Origin of the sequence: Vicingus serpentipes, assembly GCF_007993035.1 — a bacterium.
GTDB lineage: Bacteria > Bacteroidota > Bacteroidia > Flavobacteriales_E > Vicingaceae > Vicingus > Vicingus serpentipes.
Window position 1 is genome coordinate 35,157 of record NZ_VOOS01000007.1, and the last position, 19,830, is coordinate 54,986.

A 19,830-nucleotide genomic window follows, 5' to 3' on the forward strand; every position below is an offset into this window, starting at 1 on the left:
TAATAAAGTATGTAGCTAATTTACGTAAAAAAAAACAAATGGTTGCAAATAAAAAAAAAGCTATAAATCAGCCTTTTTATCTTTAGATATATCGTAAGTTTTTTTACCCCCATAAGCTACACCAGCTAAAAGAAGTAAACTTAAACCTCCATCAATTGGCACGCATGGAGGAGGCCAACAACCTGGTCCACCACCACCTCCTGGAGGGCCTGGAGGACCTGCAGCTTGAATATCAAGACTAAAAAAAGATACTAACAATAGTAATAGTATCGTGTAGGCATTCTTTTTTATAAATTCTTTTATTTTCATAATGATTGCAAACATAAATAATTTTTTTCTATTTATTAATCTAAATACGATTAAAAAACTAAAAGGGTTGGTTAAAAAATTATTCTATTACTTTTTCTTTAAAATAAACTACAATAAAAACTAAAAAACAAAGCAAAGGAGATTGTGGTAAACCTATTAAATAACGTGTTATTGGATAGGTACTTTCTATAATGTTGAATAATAATCCGACAGCATAAAACACTATTGCGACTATGCATATTAACCCGTAAATAGAAACAACTAACTTAAAATATTTTTGGGTACTAAAATAGATTTGAACAACTAATATGGTTAATAGCATTAAAACCGCAGAAAATAAAAATGTCAACCCCCATTTTAGGGTTATTAAAAAAGAGTGGGATAATTGGTTTAAAAAATCTGGTGCTTGAATGTAAAAAACATTATAGGGATATGGTTCTCCATTAATTACACTATTGATAACCAAAAAAAAGATTTCTCTATAATAGCCAACAAAAAAAATCAACAACAACAAAGCTGTTAGCAGTATTGGTTTTTTAACTTTTTTCATTTTTAGTTGAATTGCTTTTTGTTGCGAACTTTTTAACCCACAAAACCCACATCAAAAAAATACATGCGTAAACAATAATGGTAAAAGTATATTTATGGTTAAACGCTAAACTATCACTATCATAAACTACAATTAGAGCTAAACCAACTAACCTTAATATATTAAGTACATGTACAACTAAAATTCCTAATGGAATATAAATTAGCTTATGTAAAATTTTGCCAGGGAAAACAATTATAAACCCTGCAAACAATGCAAATAAACTTAAGCCATTACAAGGTACACCAATTAATACTCCATGAGTTCCATCTACCCCAACTGCATCGGCATAAGTAAAAGTAGTATATCCTAAAAACATTAAAACACTGTCAGTAGCTGCAACCAATTGATCTATTAATAAATGATCTACATAACCACTGGTAACCAACCAATTATCATAAACTAAATACCATAAAAGATATAAACCAACTGCTTTCAATACAAATAGAGCGATAAATTTGTCTGATGGAGAAATGTTATTTATTATTTTTTTAATCAATTACCTATCTATTTAGTTTGCTTTAAATTTAAGTTACACAAAGCTATTTATTTTTAATTTAATAATAATGATTGTTATCATTCCAACCAATTATGTTGTAAAATCGTTAGAAGTGTCAAAGCACAAATTAAATTACAGAATGTAATACCTATCTTTTTTAGTTATGATTCTTGATTTTATGATATAAAAATAGATATTTGCGGATTACAAATTAAAGTATGAGTACTACCGAAAATTTTGGATTGAATATAGAGCAAATTAAAGTTTACTTCTTTAAAGGATTAAGGTATTGGTACGTTTTACTTATAGCTCTTATAATTGGCATTTCTATAGGGTTTTATAAAGCACGATATAATATTTCAACCTATGAGGTTTCTGGTAGGGTTTTATTAAAGGATGAATGGAAAGGAGCTGGTGCTGATGCTTTTTTACCAGGGATGGAAATTGTGAATGAACGTAACCGATTAGCCAATGAAATTGGGATTATTAAATCCTTCCCATTGATGACGGATATGGTGAAATCTTTACCTGAATTAAAAGTCAACTATTTTGAGATTGGTAATGTGAGGGAAACTAACATCTATAAAAGTGCTCCATTTAAATGTAGTATAGATAGTATTACCGATAAATCAATATACGACCGTCTTTTTTGGATTAAATACCTTAGTAAAGATCGCTTCCTCATTTCGATGGATGATTTTAACACTGACGAAGGTATTGAACATACATTTGGAACCCCCATTAAATTAATTAATAATAATGTACTTATTGAACAAAAAACTTTTTATGATGACATCATTGAAAAGAAATTCAAATTCTCTTTTAACGATACAGAAGCTCTTGCAAAATATTACCAAGAAGCAACTAATATAACAGTTGATATTGATAATGCTTCTTCTATACTTGTAGTGTCACTTAATGGCTCTCCATACCATCAACAAATAGATGTCGTAAATGCAATAATGAAAAGTTTTATTACTTATGGCATTAACGAGGGTAATGAAACTGCTATAAACACTCTAAATTTTGTAGATGAGCAATTAAAGATTGTTGCTAATTCATTGACTCTAGTAGAACAAAACCTTAAAAACTTTAAAGAAAGTGCAAACGACAAAAGAGTAAACATTAACGGCGAAAATATTATCCAACAAATTACTAAACTGGAACAAGAAAAGTTAGAATATCAATTTACGATTGATTTTTCTAAAAAAACCATCGATTATATCAAAAACAATGATGATGCTAAAGGTATTGTAATACCCTACTTTATTAATAGGTCCAATGTGCTTTATGATCTGATGGTAACCCTAATTGATAAATACAACAAACGAGAATCCTTAAAATTTTCAGTACATGATAATAGTACTCAAATGATTCAACTTTTGAATGAAATTAAAATATCAAAATCTATACTTATAGAAAATTTAATCTCATTAAAAAATAAAACTGAGAATGATTATTCGATTGTAAATCAACAACTAAACTTTTTAATTACTAAGATTAAAGATATTCCTTCAGTGGAAAAAGATTATACTATTGCTTATCGAAATTATCTTATACAAGATAAATTGTATACTTATTTATTAGAAAAGAAACAAGAAGCAGAAATTGCTAAAGCATCAAACATTGCTAAAGCTAGTATTCTTGATTATGCTAACCTATATAGGGTTTCTAAAACAAGTCCAAGTAACGCAAGTATCTACCAAAAATATATTATTCTATTTTTTATTTTGGGAATTATAGTTATTGTAATTCTCGAATTAATTAATAATAAAATTATTGATAAATCTGATATCGAAAGAATCACAAACCTTCCTATTTTAGGCTACATTGGGCACAACAAAGAAAATGATAATTTATTGTTATTTAACAGCCCTAAATCGTTAATTGCGGAAGCATTTAGATCTATACGAACAAATTTGCAATATATGGTTAATCAAAACCAAAGTAAAGTTATTATGCTTACCTCTTCAGTTAGTGGTGAAGGAAAAACGTTTTGCTCAATGAACATTTCATCATCATACGCTTTGTTGGATAAAAAAACAATTTTAATTGGAGCTGATTTACGTAAACCACGTATTTATGATGATTTTGGATTAAGTAATGCAATTGGATTAAGTACTTTATTAATTGGAAACACACCACTAATTGACGCCATTCAAAAAACGAATAATCCTTTTTTAGACATCATTACTTCTGGTCCTATCCCCCCTAACCCCTCTGAATTATTAGCTTCCGAGGCTTTTTCAATTTTAATAAATGATTTAAAAAATAAATACGATACCATTGTGATTGATACTTCCCCAATTGGTTTGGTTACTGATGCTCGAATTTTAATTGATATAGCAGATGTGGTATTGTTGATTATTAGACAAAAAGTCACCACTTTCCCCAATCTTTCAAAAGTAACCAAAGAACTAGGGGGACACAAGCAAAAATGTGGAATTGTAATTAACGATATTCTGCAAAAAAGAATTGGGTATGGTAGTTATGGTTATGGTTATGGTTATGGTTATGGTTATGGAGAATATCATGACGAAAGTGAAAATTAAAAAAAATGATTTGAAAAAACCTAAAAATCCTATATTAGTTACACAGCCTACCTTACCCAATTTGGATGAATTTCATGCTTCTTTAAAAGAAATTTGGGCAAGTAAATGGATCACTAACAAAGGTGCTTTCCATCAACAATTTGAGTTGGAGTTAGCGAAGCATTTAGGTGTAAAATATGTTTCTATTTTTAACAATGCAACTATTGCACTACTAACAGCACTACAAGCTCTTGAAATTAAAGGAGAGGTAATAACAACACCTTACAGTTTTGTTGCAACTGCTAATTCATTAATGTGGAATAATTTAACTCCCGTTTTTTGTGATGTAGATCCAATTTATGGGAACTTAGATGCTGCAAAAATTGAAAACCTAATAACTCCAAATACTACTGCAATAATGCCAGTACATGTATATGGAACACCTTGTGATGTAATAGCGATAGAACAAGTGGCTAAAAAACACAAGTTAAAAGTCATTTATGATGCTGCCCATGCTTTTGGTGTAGAAGTAAACAATAATTCTATTCTAAACTATGGCGATTTATCCGTTTTAAGCTTTCATGCTACTAAGGCCTTTAATACGGTTGAAGGCGGAGCTATTATTTGCCATGATGATGCTACCAAAGAAAAAATCGACAATTTAAAAAACTTTGGAATTACTGATGAAATTACCGTTGTTGCACCTGGTATTAATGGAAAAGTAAATGAATTAATAGCTGCTTATGGTTTATTGCAATTAAAAACAATTGATAGCGATATTGAAAAATGCAAAACCATTACAACTTACTACAAAGAACATTTAGCTAACATTGAAGGACTTAAATGTATGCCAGATATTAAAAACACCAAACTTAATTACTCCTACTTTCCTATTTTCATTGATGAAGAAAAATTTGGAATGAGCAGGGACGAACTTTACTTTAAACTAAAAGAAAACAACATTTTTGGTAGACGTTATTTCTACCCCTTAATTACTGATTTTAATACCTATAAGAATTTTGACTCTTCCAACTTACCTATCGCAAAAAAAATAGCTAGCCAAGTTATTTGTTTGCCCATTTATGCTGGATTAACAACAGCTGAAGTTAATTATATTACAGCTATTATAAACTCTTAATTTTGTGCTAAAAAAAGGAATCTTATGGGATTTTATTGGTAAATTCTTTAAACAAGGGATAGGTTTTATTATTTCTATTTTTTTAGCACGGTTACTTACTCCTGAAGATTTTGGTTTAGTTGGAATGGTGATGGCTTTTGTTGCTATAGCTCAAATTTTTGTTGATATGGGCTTTGGTACAGCTTTAGTTCAAAGAGAAAAAGTTGAAGAAATTCACTTTAGCTCAGTTTTTTGGTTAAACATTTCCATTGCTCTAATCATTACCCTAACATTTTTTTGGGGAGCCGAACTAATTGCTGATTTTTATCATAGAGAGGAATTAATTCCTATTGTTAAAGTAATGTCTTTACTTTTTATCATCTATTCTTTAGGAATCGTTAACCGCAGCCAATTACTAAGAAACATGGACTTTAAAAGTCTATCCATAATTAACGTATTTGCAACGCTAATTTCAGGTATTGTTGGTGTCGGAATGGCATTAACAGGTTATGGTGTGTGGGCTATCATTATTCAGAGTTTATTGAGTGGTGTAGTTACCTTAAGCTTGCTTTGGCTTAGAACAAAATGGATTCCTTCATTTATTTGGAGTTTAGATGCACTAAAGCCATTATGGAACTTTGGATACAAATTATTTATTAGTGGAGTTATACAGCGCATCTTTGATAGATTAGATGTTTTTATTATTGGAAAAATGTTTACTCCATCAGATTTAGGTTTCTTTACACGTTCAAAATCACTCAACCAATTAGTGGTTGATTATTCTTCTGGTAGCATTTCTTCTGTTTTGTTTCCTGCATTAAGTAAAAAACAAAATGATCCGGATCAAATAAAAACGATTGTTGTAAAAGCACTTCAAGTAGTTGGTGGAGCAGCATTTCTAATCAGTGGTTTATTGTTTATCTCTGCCGAAGAAATTATTGTGTTTTTGTTTACCGATAAATGGTTACCAGCAGTTCCTTATTTTAAAATATTACTATTAAGTACTTATGCTTACCCTTTAAATGCGATAATCATGAGCCCCATACAAAGCTTAGGCAGAACAGATGTCGTCCTGAAACTTCAATTAATGAAAAAATCCGTTTTATTATCTGGATTTATTATTGGCTTTATCTGGGGGATTAACGGTTACCTATATAGTTTAACAATAGTTTACATTATCAATTTATTATTAAATTCATATTTTTTAAACAAGCTTATTATTTTACCCAAAAGTAAACTAACTATAGAATTAATTAAACAAGCCATTTCAACTATTATTTCGGCTTATATTATACTGCATTTTCATTCATATTTTTCGGAAATTCTATTTTTAAGAATAATAATTAACTCTACTTTTTTTAGTGTGCTTTTTTTGCTAATTAATTACATATTCAAAACTCATTTTATTAAGTTTGTTTTGAATACAATTGTTCAACTTTACTCGAAATATAAACAATGACGTTGCCTTTTTTTAAAAATAAAATATTTTGTATCTCCTATCAACGGACTGGGACAACATCTACAGGACAATTTTTTAAAGACCACGGATATAAAGTTGCCACATGGGGAATTTCCAACAGTAACAAGTGGTCTTTAAGTTGGTTAAAAGGCGATTATGAGAAAATTTTCAAATCTTTCCATTTCAAAAAGCATCAAGTTTTTGAAGATGGACCTTGGTGGTGTAATGATTTTTATAAAGTGTTGTTTCATCGTTTTCCAAAATCAAAATTTATTTTGTTAGAAAGAAACCCTGATAAATGGTTTGATTCGATGCTTTCTCACTCCAATGGAAAGACGCTAGGTAACACTCACTTGCATTCCATTTTATACAATAGAGAATTAGATTTCCACAACTTAGGAAAAAAACTTGCCTATTACTCGGGTGAGATTGATAATTTATTACCACTTCAAGAAAAACATAGAGAACATTATAAAAATATTTATATTACTAGAATAAATGAAATAAAAATGTTTTTTGAAATTCATAATCCTGATCGATTATTTTTTGGAAGCCTAGAAGACAAGCAAGTGTGGAATAAAATAGGTGTTTTTTTTAACATTCCTGTTAAGGAAAATTACAATTCACATGCAAACAAAACTAAAAGTAAATAAAATCGCCTTCAAATGAAATTAGCCATTATGCAACCTTATATTTTCCCCTATATTGGTTATTTTCAATTAATTAACGCTGTAGACACCTTTGTATTTTATGATGATGTTAACTTCATTAAAAGAGGTTGGATTAATCGAAATCAAATCTTGATTAACAATAAAGCACATTTATTTTCTATTCCTTTAGTTAATGCTTCACAAAATAAGTTAGTCAATGAAGTTGAACTTGCAGCTGACATAAAATGGTTAAAACAATTTTATACTACACTAGAACAAAACTATAAAAAAGCACCTTTTTATGATGAAACTTTCCAACTAATAAAAAGTGTTTTTGAAGAACCCCTAAAAACAATTGATGAATTGGCTGAAAAAAGCATTATAACTGTTTGCAACCATCTCGAAATATCAACCGTATTAAAAAAAAGTTCGTTAGCTCATGCCTCTTCAAAGGGAATGGAAAAAGCTGATCGACTAATAGACATTACAATAAAAAATAAAGCGAATACTTATATCAACCCAATTGGAGGTAAGGAGTTGTACCACAAATCATACTTTAAAAAAAAAAATATTGATTTGTTTTTTATAAAAAACGAAATTAATTCATACCAACAATTTAATAATGACTTTATAGGTAGTTTATCTATTATTGATGTAATGATGTTTAATAGTAAAGAAAAAGTACAACAATTATTGACAGAATTTACTCTAATATAAATGAAACGAATAGCTATTCATAGTGTTCCTCGTTCTGGTTCTACATGGTTGGGTGAGATTTTTAATAGTCATCCTAAGGTGTCATACAAATATCAACCATTATTTTCTTATGCTTTTAAAAATAGACTGACTCCTAATTCAAGCCTACAAGATATTTCTCTTTTTTATAATGAAATAAATCTATCTAAAGATTCTTTTATAAATCAAGATGAAGCAAGAGAAATTAAAAGAGTAGCTAAATTTCATAAATCAAATGTAGCTGAATACACCGTTTACAAAGAAGTAAGGTATCACTATATATTAGAGAATTTATTAAACAAAGATAAAGACATTAGAATTATAGGCTTAATAAGGAATCCTTTAGCAGTAATTAATTCATGGTTAAATGCTCCAAAAGAATTTAGGAAAGAATTAGGCTGGGATGAAATGGAAGAATGGCGTTTCGCTTCAAAAAAAAATAACAATCAACCAGAGGAATTTAATGGATTTGAAAAATGGAAAGAAGTCGCGAATTTATTTCAAAAATTAGAAAAAGACTACCCCTCACAATTTAGAATAATATCATATTCCCAATTAATTAAAGAGACCGAAATAACAATTGATGAAATCTTTACTTTTTGTGATATAAAACTTTCAGAAACTACTAAACAATTTATTTTTCAAAGCAAAAACAATAATAACAATGATCCTTATAGTGTGTTTAAAATAAAAAAAGATGATGATCAATGGAAAAAGACACTGAATAATATAATTGTTAAAGAAATAATTTCTGATTTAAAGAATACACCTTTAGAGAAATACCTAACAGAATGAGATTAGATTTTTTAATAAGTTCAGAAAGATCGGGCAGTAATCTAATTACAAAATTAATAGATACACATTCATTATACATAGGCCCTTCACCAGTACATTTAATTAGATCATTTGCTTTAAGCATGCCTAAATATGGTAGCTTATCCAACAATAAAAATTGGGACACATTTATTGTTGATATTTATGATTTCTTTAATTTTAAAATTGGTATTTGGAATTCTTCTTTTTCCTTTGATGAACTTTTAGACATAAATGATAGAAGCCTTGAAGGGGTTATAAATTATCTTTATGCTAAAGAAGCAAAATCTTTTAATAAAAATTATGTATTCGTTAAAGAAGTTAAAACTTATTTATTTTATGATTTCATAAAAAAAAAATTTAACAACGCTAAATTTATCTGGTTAATTAGAGATCCGAGAGATGTTGCTTCATCATGGAGTAAATCACCAGTCCACAGAGGAGATATTGTTAGAGGATCAAATGTTTGGAAAGAAGACCAATTAAAAACAATGTCTCTTTACAAAGAATTAATACATTCAAATCAAATATTGCTTGTAAAATATGAAGATTTAATAACTAATCAAGCTGAAGTTACAAAAAGTATCTGTTCATTTTTAGAAGTAGAATATGAACCTACTATGATAAATTTTCATCAAAATAAATTAGCTTCTAAAAATGCTATACAGACTGATAATTGGAAAAATTTAAATCGTAAAATTATCACCACTAATCATAAAAAGTATCTAAAAAGCTTATCTAAAAAACAAATACAGTACATTGAGTATTTATGTAGAGAAGAGATGAAATATTTTGATTACAAAAATGAGTATCCAATAATAACAGAAATTGAATTTAATAAATTAAGTGATGCTTTAAATAAAGAAGAACGTTTTGAAAAGAAAGAATATCAATTAATTGATGCTAAAGAAAAACAAAAACGAGAAATTTGGCAACGAAAGTTTTTCGAGATAACAAGTAAATAATCCTACAAAAGTGAAACTCCAGAACAATAATAATCTTTTAGTAAGTATTTGCTGTATTACTTATAATCATGAAAAGTACATTAAACAGGCTTTAGATAGTTTTTTGATGCAAAAAACTGACTTTGCTTTCGAAATTGTTATTCACGATGATGCCTCAACCGACAGTACACAAGCCATTATAAAAGAATATGCAAAAAAGCACCCCTCAGTTTTCAACCCTTTATATCAAAAAGAAAATCAAAAATCTATATATAAATCAGGAATGAACCCGAGATTTAATTATCCAAGAGCAAAAGGAAAATACATTGCCTTATGTGATGGAGATGATTATTGGACTGACCCCTTAAAATTGCAAAAACAAGTTGATTTAATGGAGCTTGATGACACCATCTCTCTAGTTTATACTAACTGTAAAGAAAAATATGAAAACACCAATCTACCCTTAAAAACAAAATACAACAAATCAATGCCAGAAGGCTATTGTTTTGATGAAGTCATAAAAGGTAGTTTTCCTCAAACAGTTTCTATTATGTATAGAAAAAGTTTTATTCCTGGGAAAATTGCTGATGTAGTTAAACCCAATTACAAAATGGGTGATTATCAATTAGCCCTATTTCTAGCACTAAAAGGTAAATTAAAATACCTTCCTGATGTTACCTGTGTGTACCGAAAAAATGATACTTCAATCTCAGGCGTAGTAGCAAAAAACTACCTCACAAACATCAATTTCATAAATTCTTGCAGAGAAGTATTAACAGATTTCACTATAGAAAATAGTATTTCTGATCCTACTCTACTCCAAAAAATAGATGCTCAATTGCAGCATTGGCTACTCACCTCTTTTAGTATGAGTTTACAAAATCATAATTTAACTTTGGCTAAACAATTGTGGTTAACAATAAAGCACAACCCTACCCCAATACCCATTAAGTACAAAATCCTAAACCTATCAGCCGCTCTCGGAATTTTTGGTAAAGGGTTAATCAACTTTTATTATAAAAAGTAAGTATGCTATTTAACTCAATAGATTTTGCTATCTTTTTACCAATAGTTTTTATACTCTATTGGTTCGTTTTTTCTAAAAACCTAAAACTACAAAATCTATTAATTGTATTTGCAAGCTACTTGTTTTATGGTTGGTGGGATTGGCGTTTTTTATCACTCATTCTCTTTAGTACACTTATTGATTATACTGTAGGTCACCAACTCAAAAAAGAAGAAAACAAGACAAAGAGAAAACTATTGTTATGGAGTAGCATACTCATTAACTTAGGTTTTTTAGGCTTCTTTAAATATTATAATTTCTTTCTTGAAAATTTCATTACAGCATTTTCATTTTTTGGTTCAGAGATAAATGCTAGGACACTAAATATCATTTTACCGGTTGGAATTAGTTTTTATACTTTTCAGACATTAAGTTATACCATAGATGTCTATAAAAGAAAATTAGACCCAACTAAAGATTTAATTGCCTTTACAGCTTTTGTTAGTTTTTTTCCTCAATTAGTTGCTGGGCCTATTGAACGTGCATCAAATCTTCTACCACAATTTTATCAAAAACGTACTTTTGACTACTCAAAAGCAATTATAGGTTTAAGACAAATACTTTGGGGATTATTCAAAAAAATTGTAATTGCAGATAATTGCGCAGAATATGCAAACCTCTTTTTCAACAATACCGAAGCCTATGGTGGTAGCTCTTTATTATTAGGTGCTATATTTTTCACATTCCAAATCTATGGCGATTTTTCTGGTTACTCAGATATCGCAATTGGTACATCTCGATTATTTGGGTTCAATTTAATGCAAAATTTTGCTTTTCCTTATTTCTCAAGAGATATTGCAGAATTCTGGAGGCGTTGGCACATTTCCTTATCAACATGGTTTAGAGATTATCTATACATCCCTTTGGGTGGGAGTAAAGGCGGTACTTGGATGAAAGTACGTAATACATTTATAATTTTCTTAGTTAGTGGCTTTTGGCATGGTGCAAATTGGACTTTCATTATTTGGGGTGCCTTAAATGCAATTTACTTTTTACCGCTTTTGCTATTAAATAAAAATAGAAATAATCTTGATGCTATTCCAACGAAAAAACGATTCCCTTCATTTAAGGAATTTATAAATATTAGCCTCACCTTCCTATTAACAGTATTTGCATGGATATTCTTTCGTTCAGAAAATGTTAATCATGCATTTTTGTACATATCAAAAATATTTTCAAAATCATTTTTTACAAACCCTAATATTATAGAAACTAAAGGTATGCTTACAACAATAAGTTTGATCATTATTTTTGTAATTATAGAGTGGGCTGGTAAAAGTGAACAATTTGCATTAGAGAAATTTGGCTCAAAATGGCATAAGTCATTACAATGGTCATTTTACTATCTTTTGGTATTCATTATTTTATATTTTGGCGGTAAAGAACAAGAGTTTATCTATTTTCAATTTTAAATAATGAAAAAATTTATTTTTAAATCTATATTATTTGTTACTCCAATTATTGTTTGTTTCATCATCTTTGAAACATTAATCAGAAAAATACCGAATGATTATAATTATAAAAATGAGTATTTGACAATCAATTCTAATAAAATAAATAACCTTTTCTTGGGCAGCTCACACACCTATTATGGTGTTAATCCAGATTTCATTAAATCAAACAGCTTTAATGCTAGCCATATTTCTCAAAGTTTAGATACTGATTTTAAAATCATCAATAAATTTCAATTTTGGGATAGCTTAAAAACTATTATTATACCAATTGATTATTTCAGTTTATTTATTAGTATTGAAACAAGTAAAGAAGCTTGGAGAATAAAAAATTACATACTTTATTATGATTTTTATAAATCAAATCAAATATCAAATCATTCAGAAGTTTTAAGTGTTAATTTAAAAAGTAACATTAATAGGATTTACTCCTATTACCTTAAAAATAATTCAAGTATTACTTGTAATAAAAAAGGTTTTGGAAATGTTAAAAAACCACAACTCAACCTTAAAGAAACTGGAAAAACTGCAGCAAATAGGCATACTAAAAAAGATTTGACATTATACTTTAAAAACATTAAAATAATTCAAGACATTATTAATCTAGCAAATAAAAAAAATATAAAAATTCTTTTTTACACTAGTCCTTCATATAAAACATATGTTTCTAATTTGAATGAAGATCAACTTAATCTTACAATAAAAACAGCCGAAAATTTAGCTCTTAAGAACAAAAACTGTAGTTATCACAACTTGCTATCAGATAAAAACTTTATAGCCTCTGACTATAGAGATGCGGACCATTTAAATGAAAGTGGTGCCAAAAAATTATCTCTAAAATTAGATAGCATAATACAAGAATTGCAATAAAAATATCAATTTTTAATGTATATTTTTGAAAACTAGTTAATCAAAATTTATTATAAAAAATGAACATCGCTGTAATAGGTAAATTTAACATCGAGGGTTCTGGCTTGCACATTAAAGAGGCTTTAGAAAATATGGGGCATACTGTTATTTGTATAGACCCAGAAGTGAAATTTATGCAGTTTGGCTTTATAGGTTATAGAGGACGAAGTATGGCGCGTACTTTTTACCAACAGTTTTTAGGTAAAATTCCTTTTTTTAGAAAACTCAAAGCAAACTCTATTTACAACTATTATCACCACAACAAAATTGATTTAAGCATCGTTTTACATGATTATTTTTCTACCCAAGAAATTACAGCAATAAAAAAAATCAACCCCGCTCCTATTGCACTTTGGTTTCCAGACGCAATTAGTAACTTCAAGAAATCTATGTTTTTTGTTGCTGGCTACGATTATCTCTTTTTTGTAGACCATTACATTGTAAAAAAATTAAAAGAAGAGTTCTTACTCAACACTCATTTCCTACCTCAATGTTATAATCCTGCTTACCATAAAATTGAACCCCTAACAAAAAATGACCAAGAATTTTACGGTTGTGAAATAACGAATGTCGGAAATTTATATCCGAGTAGAATTGCACTTTATAAACACCTAACAAAATATAACTTTAAAATGTGGGGTGCAAAACCTGCATTTTGGTTAACTGTTCCTGAAATAAAAAAAATAATAACTGGAACTGTTGTTTTTCAAAAAGAAAAAGCCAAAGCTTTTGGTGCTGCTAAAATTGTACTTAACAATTTACATCCTGCAGTTATTAATGGCATCAATAAAAGAGCTTTTGAAATTGCTGGTTGTGGTGGATTTCAAATCATTACACACAGTGACGCTGTGAGCCAACTCTTTACTGTTGGGAAAGAAATAGTAACCTATAGCAATTATTCTGATCTAATTAAAAAATTAGATTATTATTTAGATCCTAAAAACGAAGGCGAAAGAAAACAAATTGCTGAAGCAGGGCACCAAAGAGCAATGAAAGAACATACCTATGAACATCGCTTAAAAACCATTCTTCATATCTGTAAATCTCAGTTAAATGAAAGTTAACATCATTTCTATTAACCCAATAACCGTAATACCTGTTTTACGTTATATCGTTCATCATTTTATTGATAAAATGAATGCAGATGTGACTTTAACAGAAACACATGTAAAAAGCTTTAATAGTTATTATAATAAAATTGCTCATTTTAAATTCGACAATATAGCCGAATACGAAACTTATCAAGAGTTTAGAAAACAGTCTGCTGGATTTAAGTTGAGCAAATACCTCTTTATAGTAAAAAAGATATGGCATATTCTAAACAGCAATGAACAACAAATTATTTACACGAGTGATTACCAAGTTTTATTTTTTATTTTAAAATTACAAGCATTTTTTAAAACCAAAAAGCAGTTAATTATTTACCACCAATATGAATTAATAGAATTAACTAAACTGAATAAAATCAACCATTTTTTATATACTACCGTATTAAAAAAAGCAAAAGAGATTGATTTGATGGTATTTTCAGAAAATAACAGATTGAACTACTTTTTAAAGAATTCTTCTTTAAAAAAAGAAAATGCATTTGTTCTACCCAATTCTTGCGAAAGCATCTCTTCAAATGAGAAGCACATAAAGCATCCTTTATTTAATCAATTCCCATCAAACAGTTTTATTGTGACTCATCTGGGAAATGTTGGTGGAGAACAACACTATTTTTCTAATTTTATTAATGCTGTAGAAAAATTACAAGAAAACAAAGAAATCGTTTTTTTATTTATTGGCAGAAAAAACGAATTGATAAAGAAGATTGAAAAAGAAAAACAATTTGCTAATCTTTATTTTGTTGATGCTGTTCCACATGAAGAATTAAATCAAATATATCCTTTTATTAATTTAGGTGTTATTTTATATAAAGGTAATGGCTTAAATTATGAGTTTTGTGCGCCTAATAAACTTTATGAATTATGGGCAAATGGAGTACCTGTAATAGCTCATCAGCTTAAAGGTTTAATCCCACTTTTTAAAAGCAAGAACAGAGGTGTATTGAGTAATTTTAATCAAGTAGATCAAATATGTGAAACCCTATTAAATTACGCAAAAAATAACTCCACAATCAACAAACAAATTTTAATTGATGAATTTAATAACGAATTAGCTATTTCTACTTATTTAGAGCAATTTGAGCAAAAAATAACATTACTTTTAAAGCAATAATTAAAAACAGTCGATGAGCAAAAACTTATTATTTATTATCGGAACTCGACCAGAATTAATTAAGGTATTTCCAATTATCCAACAATTAAAAAAAATTGGATATCCTAATTATAAAATTATAGCTACCGGACAGCATAAGGATTTATTAACTACCTATTGGAAAGTATTTGACATTACTCCTGACTATGAGTTGGAAATTATTAAAGCTGGACAGAATTTAACCCAATTAACCTCCAAAGCCATTGTTGCTATAGATGATTTATTGGCTAAAATAAAAAATGAATTTTCTCCAGATATTATTATTGCTCAAGGAGATACAACAACTGTAATGGCTGCCGCAATGGTTGCTTTTTACAATCAAATAAAATTTGCTCACATAGAAGCTGGACTAAGGAGTTTTAATTTGAACCATCCCTTTCCTGAGGAGTTTAATAGAAAAGTAGCCTCTATTGTTACTGATTTTCATTTTGCTCCTACTGATGTTTCTAAAAAGAATTTAATCGCAGAAAACACAACACTTTCTAAAATTCATGTAGTTGGAAATACGGTAATTGACACCCTGCATTATTTTATCCATTCAAATAAGCTAGCTCAAACTGAATTTAGTAACATAGATCTTAAAAAGAACTTAGCTAATATAGATGATAAATTAGTATTGATTACCTGCCACAGAAGAGAAAACCATCATGATTTAGATGAATTGATTAACGCAATAGAGGAGTTAAGTAAAAAAAATGCTGATACTATCTTTATTTGGCCCGTTCATCCCAACCCTAATGTAAAACAAAGAGTAGAAACATCAAATCTATCACAACTTAAAAATATCATCATTACTGCTCCTCTAGAATATTTAGATTTATTAAAGGTATTACAAAATTGTAAAATAGTAATTAGTGATTCTGGAGGAATACAAGAAGAAGCTCCTACTTTTAAAGTTCCTGTATTAATTTTAAGAGAAACTACCGAAAGACCTGAAGCTGTTACTTTAGGTATTTCTAAATTGGTAGGGATGAATAAAAATAAAATTATCAATTCATTTAACACCTTCAATCCGATCTTTTCTCAAGATTTTGTTAATCCTTATGGTGATGGGAATGCTGCTAAAAAAATTGTTAAAATTCTACAAGGTTAATGCGAGTAAATATGAAACAAAATATATCCATCAGCTTAGTATCTTATGTTGTATTAAACTTTATTAGTTATTCTCTTTTACCAACAGAATTTATTCATCACTACTAGTTTTAAGTCGATGAATCAAAAATAAAAATTAACAATATGTCTCCAATAAAAAAAGAAATAAACTGGATTAACAACATTAGAGTAATTGCTTGTTTTTTAGTTATTATTGCTCATATTGGTATAAACAACAATATATTCGATAAGTTTCTATTTTTAATTTCTAAAGTAGGTGTCCCTTTTTTCTTAATAATTTCAGGATATTTAACGCTAACAATAAAAAATGACACTCAAAATATTATTAATCGGTTAAAAAGGCTAGTCATCCCTTTTATTTTTTGGTCTATTTTTTACGCCTTATTTTCATTTTATAACAATCAATTAGATTTAAAACAAACTTTATATGCTATAGCTTTAATACCTTTTCAATCAACGGCTTCTCATATGTGGTACATGTACACAATCATAGGTTTAACTTTATTTAATCCCATTATATCTGCATGGCTAGTTAAAGTTGAAATAAAACCTATTTTCTTTTACCTATTATTATGGGTATTAACTCTTTGCTATCCTTACATTAGCTATCTAATAAATTCAATAAACATGTCTTCGAACGAAGGCCTTTTAAGTTTATTTTATTTTTCTGGTTATCTAGGATATTATGTATTAGGTTACGCTATTAAAAGGTCTCAAGATATAATATCCAACAAATTGATATTATTTTTACTCTTATTAATTCCAATAATAGCCACTTATTTATTAAACACTTATACTTCTGTAGGCTTATTAAGTACTAGATACTTAACCATAAATATTTTTTGCCTATCATTATTTGCTTTTTTATTAATAAAAAATATTGATTTAAAATCAGAGGCTTTTAATAAAATAATCTCAAAAGTTTCGAAGAATAGTTTTGGTATATATCTAATACATAAATTTATATTATATTATACTGAGCAAGATTTTTTTATTTATAAATATTTAAATGATTTTTTCTTAACTAAGATTTTTATTGCAATTATAACTATGACCGTTTCATATCTCATAATAGAGCTTATAAGCAAATTACCGTTTAAAAAATATATTATTGGATGATACAAAAAAAAGAAATTAATCACCAAAAATTATTTTCTTTAATAGTTGCAATCTTTATTGGTCTATTAATTTTTGATTTTTATTTGTTCACTGCTATTGGAATTAGCTGTTGGATTTATTCAATTTTACTATTTATAAAAAAGATTAATAACAAAATACCTGTTATTGAACTCATGCTAATCTTATGTGGTTATCAATGGATTTTTGCAAGTTATATGTCTTATCAATTGAACGACATGGCTTATAAAATGAGTGTTGATGAACAAACATATATGTTTAATACCGTTTCAATGTATCTTGCATTATTTATCGGGTCATTATTTTTTCAAAAAGATATCAATTTAAATAAAGAGGAGCTACTTAAAGGCATTAATTCATTACCAGGTACAAATTATCTTTTAATAATATTAAGTGTTGGTGTTTTGAATCTATTTACAAAAAATTTGCTTCCTTCCAGCCTTTATTTTCTTAATCATATAGGTTATTCCTTTATGTATATTGCTGGTATAATGGCGCTATATTCAAAAAAATATTTCATTGTATTTTATGTGGTTTTTGGTTTTTTATTATTTAAAGTTATAAGAAGTAGTGTTTTTAATGAATTTATCACATGGAGTTTCTTCATTTTAATGTTTATTTCAAATAGGTACAGTTTCTCTAAAAAAAAAATAATTCTAATACTATTACTAGCTATATTTTCTCTATCAGTTCTCCAAGCAATTAAACCAGTTTATAGAGATATTATAAGTAATAAAAAAGTCGATAATAAGGTTTCCTTATTTGTCGAATTATTAAGTACTAAAATGCTTAGTAACATATTAATGAATGAGGAGGTTAAGGAGAACGACGATTTAGAAGAATTAAACTCTAGAGCTAACCAAGGCTGGGTATATGCCTTAATATATAAGCATGTACCTAAAAAAGAACCTTATGCTAGAGGAGAAACAATTCTTGAAGCTATTGGTGATAGCTTTTTACCTAGATTCTTTTTCCCCAACAAAAAAAACACATTTAATTCTGAAATTTTCACAAGGTTTACTGGGAGGCCGCTACTAGACACCACAGCTATGGGGCTTGGTATTCCTGGTGAAGCATACGCTAATTTTGGACTAGGTGGTGCAATTCTTTTCATGTTTATCTATGGCTTTCTCATTGCTAAATTAACTTCATATTTTAATAAACAAATAAATGTAAATTGGTTTTACCTCTTCTTTGCTCCAATCTTTTTTGAAATGATTATTAGAGGTATTTCTAACTTCTCACAAGTTGTTAATTGGCAATTAAAAATAATTGTTGTATTTCTTGTTTTTAGTAGATTAACGTTAAAATGGAGTCAGAGTGTAGTAAAATTAGAAAACTAGTAAATAACCATATGATCAAAAAATTAAGTATACCATTAAAATATATTGCTAATCATCCATTAACTAAAAGCAATAAATGGAGTGGCTATTTTCGCTTTTTTAAATGGCAATTAAACGCAAAAGCACATGTTCAAACCATTAATTGGTTTGGAGATTTAAAATTAAACATCAACAAAAGCATGCATGGTGCTACTGGCTGTATTTATGTCGGATTGCCTGAATTTAATGACATGTCTTTTTTATTGCACTTTTTAAAACGGGATAGTTTTTTTATTGACATTGGTGCAAATGTTGGTGTTTATACCTTATTGGCAAGTGGGCATAACAAATGTCAATCCATAAGTATTGAACCTATCCCTCAAACCTATCAATATCTTAATAAAAATATTGAACTGAATCAATTAAAGGATAAAGTAAACTGCTTAAATATTGGGTTATCGAAACAGGAAGAAGAACTTTATTTTACTAATGATGGAGATACTGTTAATCATGTTGTACCAAATAAAGCAAATAATACTACAACCGTAAAAGTAGATACGCTTGATCAAATTTTCCCACAACAAATCACTAATGATATACTTCTTAAAATTGATGTAGAAGGGTTTGAATATAATGTGCTGAAAGGTGGAAATAAAGTTTTGAAAAACAAGAATGTAAAAGCAATTATTATCGAATTAAATGGCTGTAGTGATCGATATGGATTAAACGATGGAATGGTTGATGAGTTACTGATTCAAAATGGTTTTAAAAAATATGACTATAATCCATTTGAACGTTCTTTAACAGTTTTGGAAAAATTTCATACTGAAGAAAATACTTTGTATTTAAGGGAATCAGCCTTAGAAGAAATTAGTAGTCAATTAAAAAGTGCTACTCCTTTTATCATTTATGGAAAAAACATATAAT

General features: G+C 28.3%; 19 protein-coding genes. 16 read left to right on the plus strand and 3 right to left on the minus strand.

The annotated features are described in order from the left end of the window. Positions 1 to 60 precede the first annotated feature (60 nt). From FRY74_RS12540 to xrtX, 3 genes are all read right to left on the minus strand, one after another. Positions 61 to 324, minus strand: a complete 264-nt coding sequence (locus FRY74_RS12540; protein WP_223265886.1) for a PID-CTERM protein-sorting domain-containing protein — start codon at positions 322 to 324, stop codon at positions 61 to 63. Positions 325 to 388: 64 nt separating this feature from the next. Then, entirely contained in the window at positions 389 to 859 is a 471-nt protein-coding gene (locus FRY74_RS12545; protein ID WP_147102143.1) for a hypothetical protein, read from the minus strand. Beyond that, positions 846 to 1,397, minus strand: coding sequence for an exosortase X (xrtX, locus tag FRY74_RS12550; RefSeq protein ID WP_147102145.1), 552 nt, complete (start codon positions 1,395 to 1,397; stop codon positions 846 to 848). The genes FRY74_RS12545 and xrtX overlap by 14 nt, the downstream gene beginning before the upstream one ends. A 218-nt stretch (positions 1,398 to 1,615) precedes the next feature. On the opposite strand from xrtX, the gene FRY74_RS12555 reads away from it, so the two are divergent. The 16 genes from FRY74_RS12555 to FRY74_RS12630 all read left to right on the plus strand — a co-directional run bounded on the left by FRY74_RS12555 (position 1,616) and on the right by FRY74_RS12630 (position 19,829). Beyond that, positions 1,616 to 3,949, plus strand: a complete 2,334-nt coding sequence (locus FRY74_RS12555) for a polysaccharide biosynthesis tyrosine autokinase (protein WP_147102148.1) — start codon at positions 1,616 to 1,618, stop codon at positions 3,947 to 3,949. 10 nt (positions 3,950 to 3,959) lie between these two features. Then, positions 3,960 to 5,066 carry a DegT/DnrJ/EryC1/StrS family aminotransferase gene (locus FRY74_RS12560; RefSeq protein ID WP_223265887.1) on the plus strand — a complete coding sequence of 369 codons (1,107 nt, stop codon included), beginning with the start codon at positions 3,960 to 3,962 and terminating at the stop codon, positions 5,064 to 5,066. A 4-nt stretch (positions 5,067 to 5,070) separates the two neighbouring features. Continuing rightward, entirely contained in the window at positions 5,071 to 6,504 is a 1,434-nt protein-coding gene (locus FRY74_RS12565; RefSeq protein ID WP_147102150.1) for a lipopolysaccharide biosynthesis protein, read from the plus strand. Continuing rightward, positions 6,501 to 7,157: a sulfotransferase gene (locus FRY74_RS12570; RefSeq protein ID WP_147102152.1), complete on the plus strand. Its 657-nt coding sequence runs from the start codon at positions 6,501 to 6,503 to the stop codon at positions 7,155 to 7,157. Before FRY74_RS12565 ends, FRY74_RS12570 begins: the two co-directional genes overlap by 4 nt. A 12-nt stretch (positions 7,158 to 7,169) precedes the next feature. Next, the gene (locus FRY74_RS12575; RefSeq protein ID WP_147102154.1) at positions 7,170 to 7,871 is read left to right on the plus strand and encodes a WbqC family protein; all 702 of its coding nucleotides are present in this window, start codon (positions 7,170 to 7,172) and stop codon (positions 7,869 to 7,871) included. After that, the gene (locus tag FRY74_RS12580) at positions 7,872 to 8,684 is read left to right on the plus strand and encodes a sulfotransferase domain-containing protein (protein ID WP_147102156.1); all 813 of its coding nucleotides are present in this window, start codon (positions 7,872 to 7,874) and stop codon (positions 8,682 to 8,684) included. It begins immediately after the preceding gene. Continuing rightward, a complete protein-coding gene (locus tag FRY74_RS12585; RefSeq protein ID WP_147102158.1) occupies positions 8,681 to 9,667 on the plus strand; it encodes a sulfotransferase family protein in 987 nt (328 codons plus the stop codon). Before FRY74_RS12580 ends, FRY74_RS12585 begins: the two co-directional genes overlap by 4 nt. 10 nt (positions 9,668 to 9,677) lie before the next feature. Beyond that, the gene (locus FRY74_RS12590; protein ID WP_147102160.1) at positions 9,678 to 10,673 is read left to right on the plus strand and encodes a glycosyltransferase; all 996 of its coding nucleotides are present in this window, start codon (positions 9,678 to 9,680) and stop codon (positions 10,671 to 10,673) included. Positions 10,674 to 10,675: 2 nt separating this feature from the next. Then, positions 10,676 to 12,124, plus strand: coding sequence for an MBOAT family O-acyltransferase (locus FRY74_RS12595; protein ID WP_147102163.1), 1,449 nt, complete (start codon positions 10,676 to 10,678; stop codon positions 12,122 to 12,124). A 3-nt stretch (positions 12,125 to 12,127) separates the two neighbouring features. Further along, positions 12,128 to 13,033 carry a hypothetical protein gene (locus FRY74_RS12600; protein WP_147102165.1) on the plus strand — a complete coding sequence of 302 codons (906 nt, stop codon included), beginning with the start codon at positions 12,128 to 12,130 and terminating at the stop codon, positions 13,031 to 13,033. 59 nt (positions 13,034 to 13,092) lie between these two features. Then, on the plus strand, positions 13,093 to 14,136 hold the full coding sequence (locus FRY74_RS12605) for a CgeB family protein (protein ID WP_147102167.1): 1,044 nt from the start codon (positions 13,093 to 13,095) through the stop codon (positions 14,134 to 14,136). Then, entirely contained in the window at positions 14,126 to 15,292 is a 1,167-nt protein-coding gene (locus FRY74_RS12610; protein WP_147102169.1) for a glycosyltransferase, read from the plus strand. Before FRY74_RS12605 ends, FRY74_RS12610 begins: the two co-directional genes overlap by 11 nt. Before the next feature lie 13 nt (positions 15,293 to 15,305). Continuing rightward, entirely contained in the window at positions 15,306 to 16,424 is a 1,119-nt protein-coding gene (gene wecB / locus FRY74_RS12615) for a non-hydrolyzing UDP-N-acetylglucosamine 2-epimerase (protein WP_147102171.1), read from the plus strand. 143 nt (positions 16,425 to 16,567) lie between these two features. Beyond that, positions 16,568 to 17,563: an acyltransferase gene (locus FRY74_RS12620; RefSeq protein ID WP_147102174.1), complete on the plus strand. Its 996-nt coding sequence runs from the start codon at positions 16,568 to 16,570 to the stop codon at positions 17,561 to 17,563. Further along, complete coding sequence (locus FRY74_RS12625) at positions 17,560 to 18,924, plus strand: O-antigen polysaccharide polymerase Wzy (RefSeq protein ID WP_147102176.1); 1,365 nt, start codon at positions 17,560 to 17,562, stop codon at positions 18,922 to 18,924. Before FRY74_RS12620 ends, FRY74_RS12625 begins: the two co-directional genes overlap by 4 nt. An 11-nt stretch (positions 18,925 to 18,935) precedes the next feature. Then, the gene (locus FRY74_RS12630) at positions 18,936 to 19,829 is read left to right on the plus strand and encodes an FkbM family methyltransferase (protein ID WP_170228032.1); all 894 of its coding nucleotides are present in this window, start codon (positions 18,936 to 18,938) and stop codon (positions 19,827 to 19,829) included. Position 19,830: the final 1 nt, after the last annotated feature.

What these genes read in the sequence shown, in the direction of transcription:
- FRY74_RS12630 (WP_170228032.1), top strand. Translation starts at nt 18,936, where the DNA reads ATGATCAAAAAATTAAGTATACCATTAAAATATATTGCTAATCATCCA.
- FRY74_RS12575 (WP_147102154.1), top strand. Translation starts at nt 7,170, where the DNA reads ATGAAATTAGCCATTATGCAACCTTATATTTTCCCCTATATTGGTTAT.
- wecB (WP_147102171.1), top strand. Translation starts at nt 15,306, where the DNA reads ATGAGCAAAAACTTATTATTTATTATCGGAACTCGACCAGAATTAATT.
- FRY74_RS12600 (WP_147102165.1), top strand. Translation starts at nt 12,128, where the DNA reads ATGAAAAAATTTATTTTTAAATCTATATTATTTGTTACTCCAATTATT.
- FRY74_RS12570 (WP_147102152.1), top strand. Translation starts at nt 6,501, where the DNA reads ATGACGTTGCCTTTTTTTAAAAATAAAATATTTTGTATCTCCTATCAA.
- FRY74_RS12605 (WP_147102167.1), top strand. Translation starts at nt 13,093, where the DNA reads ATGAACATCGCTGTAATAGGTAAATTTAACATCGAGGGTTCTGGCTTG.
- FRY74_RS12610 (WP_147102169.1), top strand. Translation starts at nt 14,126, where the DNA reads ATGAAAGTTAACATCATTTCTATTAACCCAATAACCGTAATACCTGTT.
- FRY74_RS12620 (WP_147102174.1), top strand. Translation starts at nt 16,568, where the DNA reads ATGTCTCCAATAAAAAAAGAAATAAACTGGATTAACAACATTAGAGTA.
- FRY74_RS12540 (WP_223265886.1), bottom strand. Translation starts at nt 324, where the DNA reads ATGTTTGCAATCATTATGAAAATAAAAGAATTTATAAAAAAGAATGCC.
- FRY74_RS12625 (WP_147102176.1), top strand. Translation starts at nt 17,560, where the DNA reads ATGATACAAAAAAAAGAAATTAATCACCAAAAATTATTTTCTTTAATA.
- FRY74_RS12555 (WP_147102148.1), top strand. Translation starts at nt 1,616, where the DNA reads ATGAGTACTACCGAAAATTTTGGATTGAATATAGAGCAAATTAAAGTT.
- FRY74_RS12545 (WP_147102143.1), bottom strand. Translation starts at nt 859, where the DNA reads ATGAAAAAAGTTAAAAAACCAATACTGCTAACAGCTTTGTTGTTGTTG.
- FRY74_RS12595 (WP_147102163.1), top strand. Translation starts at nt 10,676, where the DNA reads ATGCTATTTAACTCAATAGATTTTGCTATCTTTTTACCAATAGTTTTT.
- FRY74_RS12580 (WP_147102156.1), top strand. Translation starts at nt 7,872, where the DNA reads ATGAAACGAATAGCTATTCATAGTGTTCCTCGTTCTGGTTCTACATGG.
- FRY74_RS12585 (WP_147102158.1), top strand. Translation starts at nt 8,681, where the DNA reads ATGAGATTAGATTTTTTAATAAGTTCAGAAAGATCGGGCAGTAATCTA.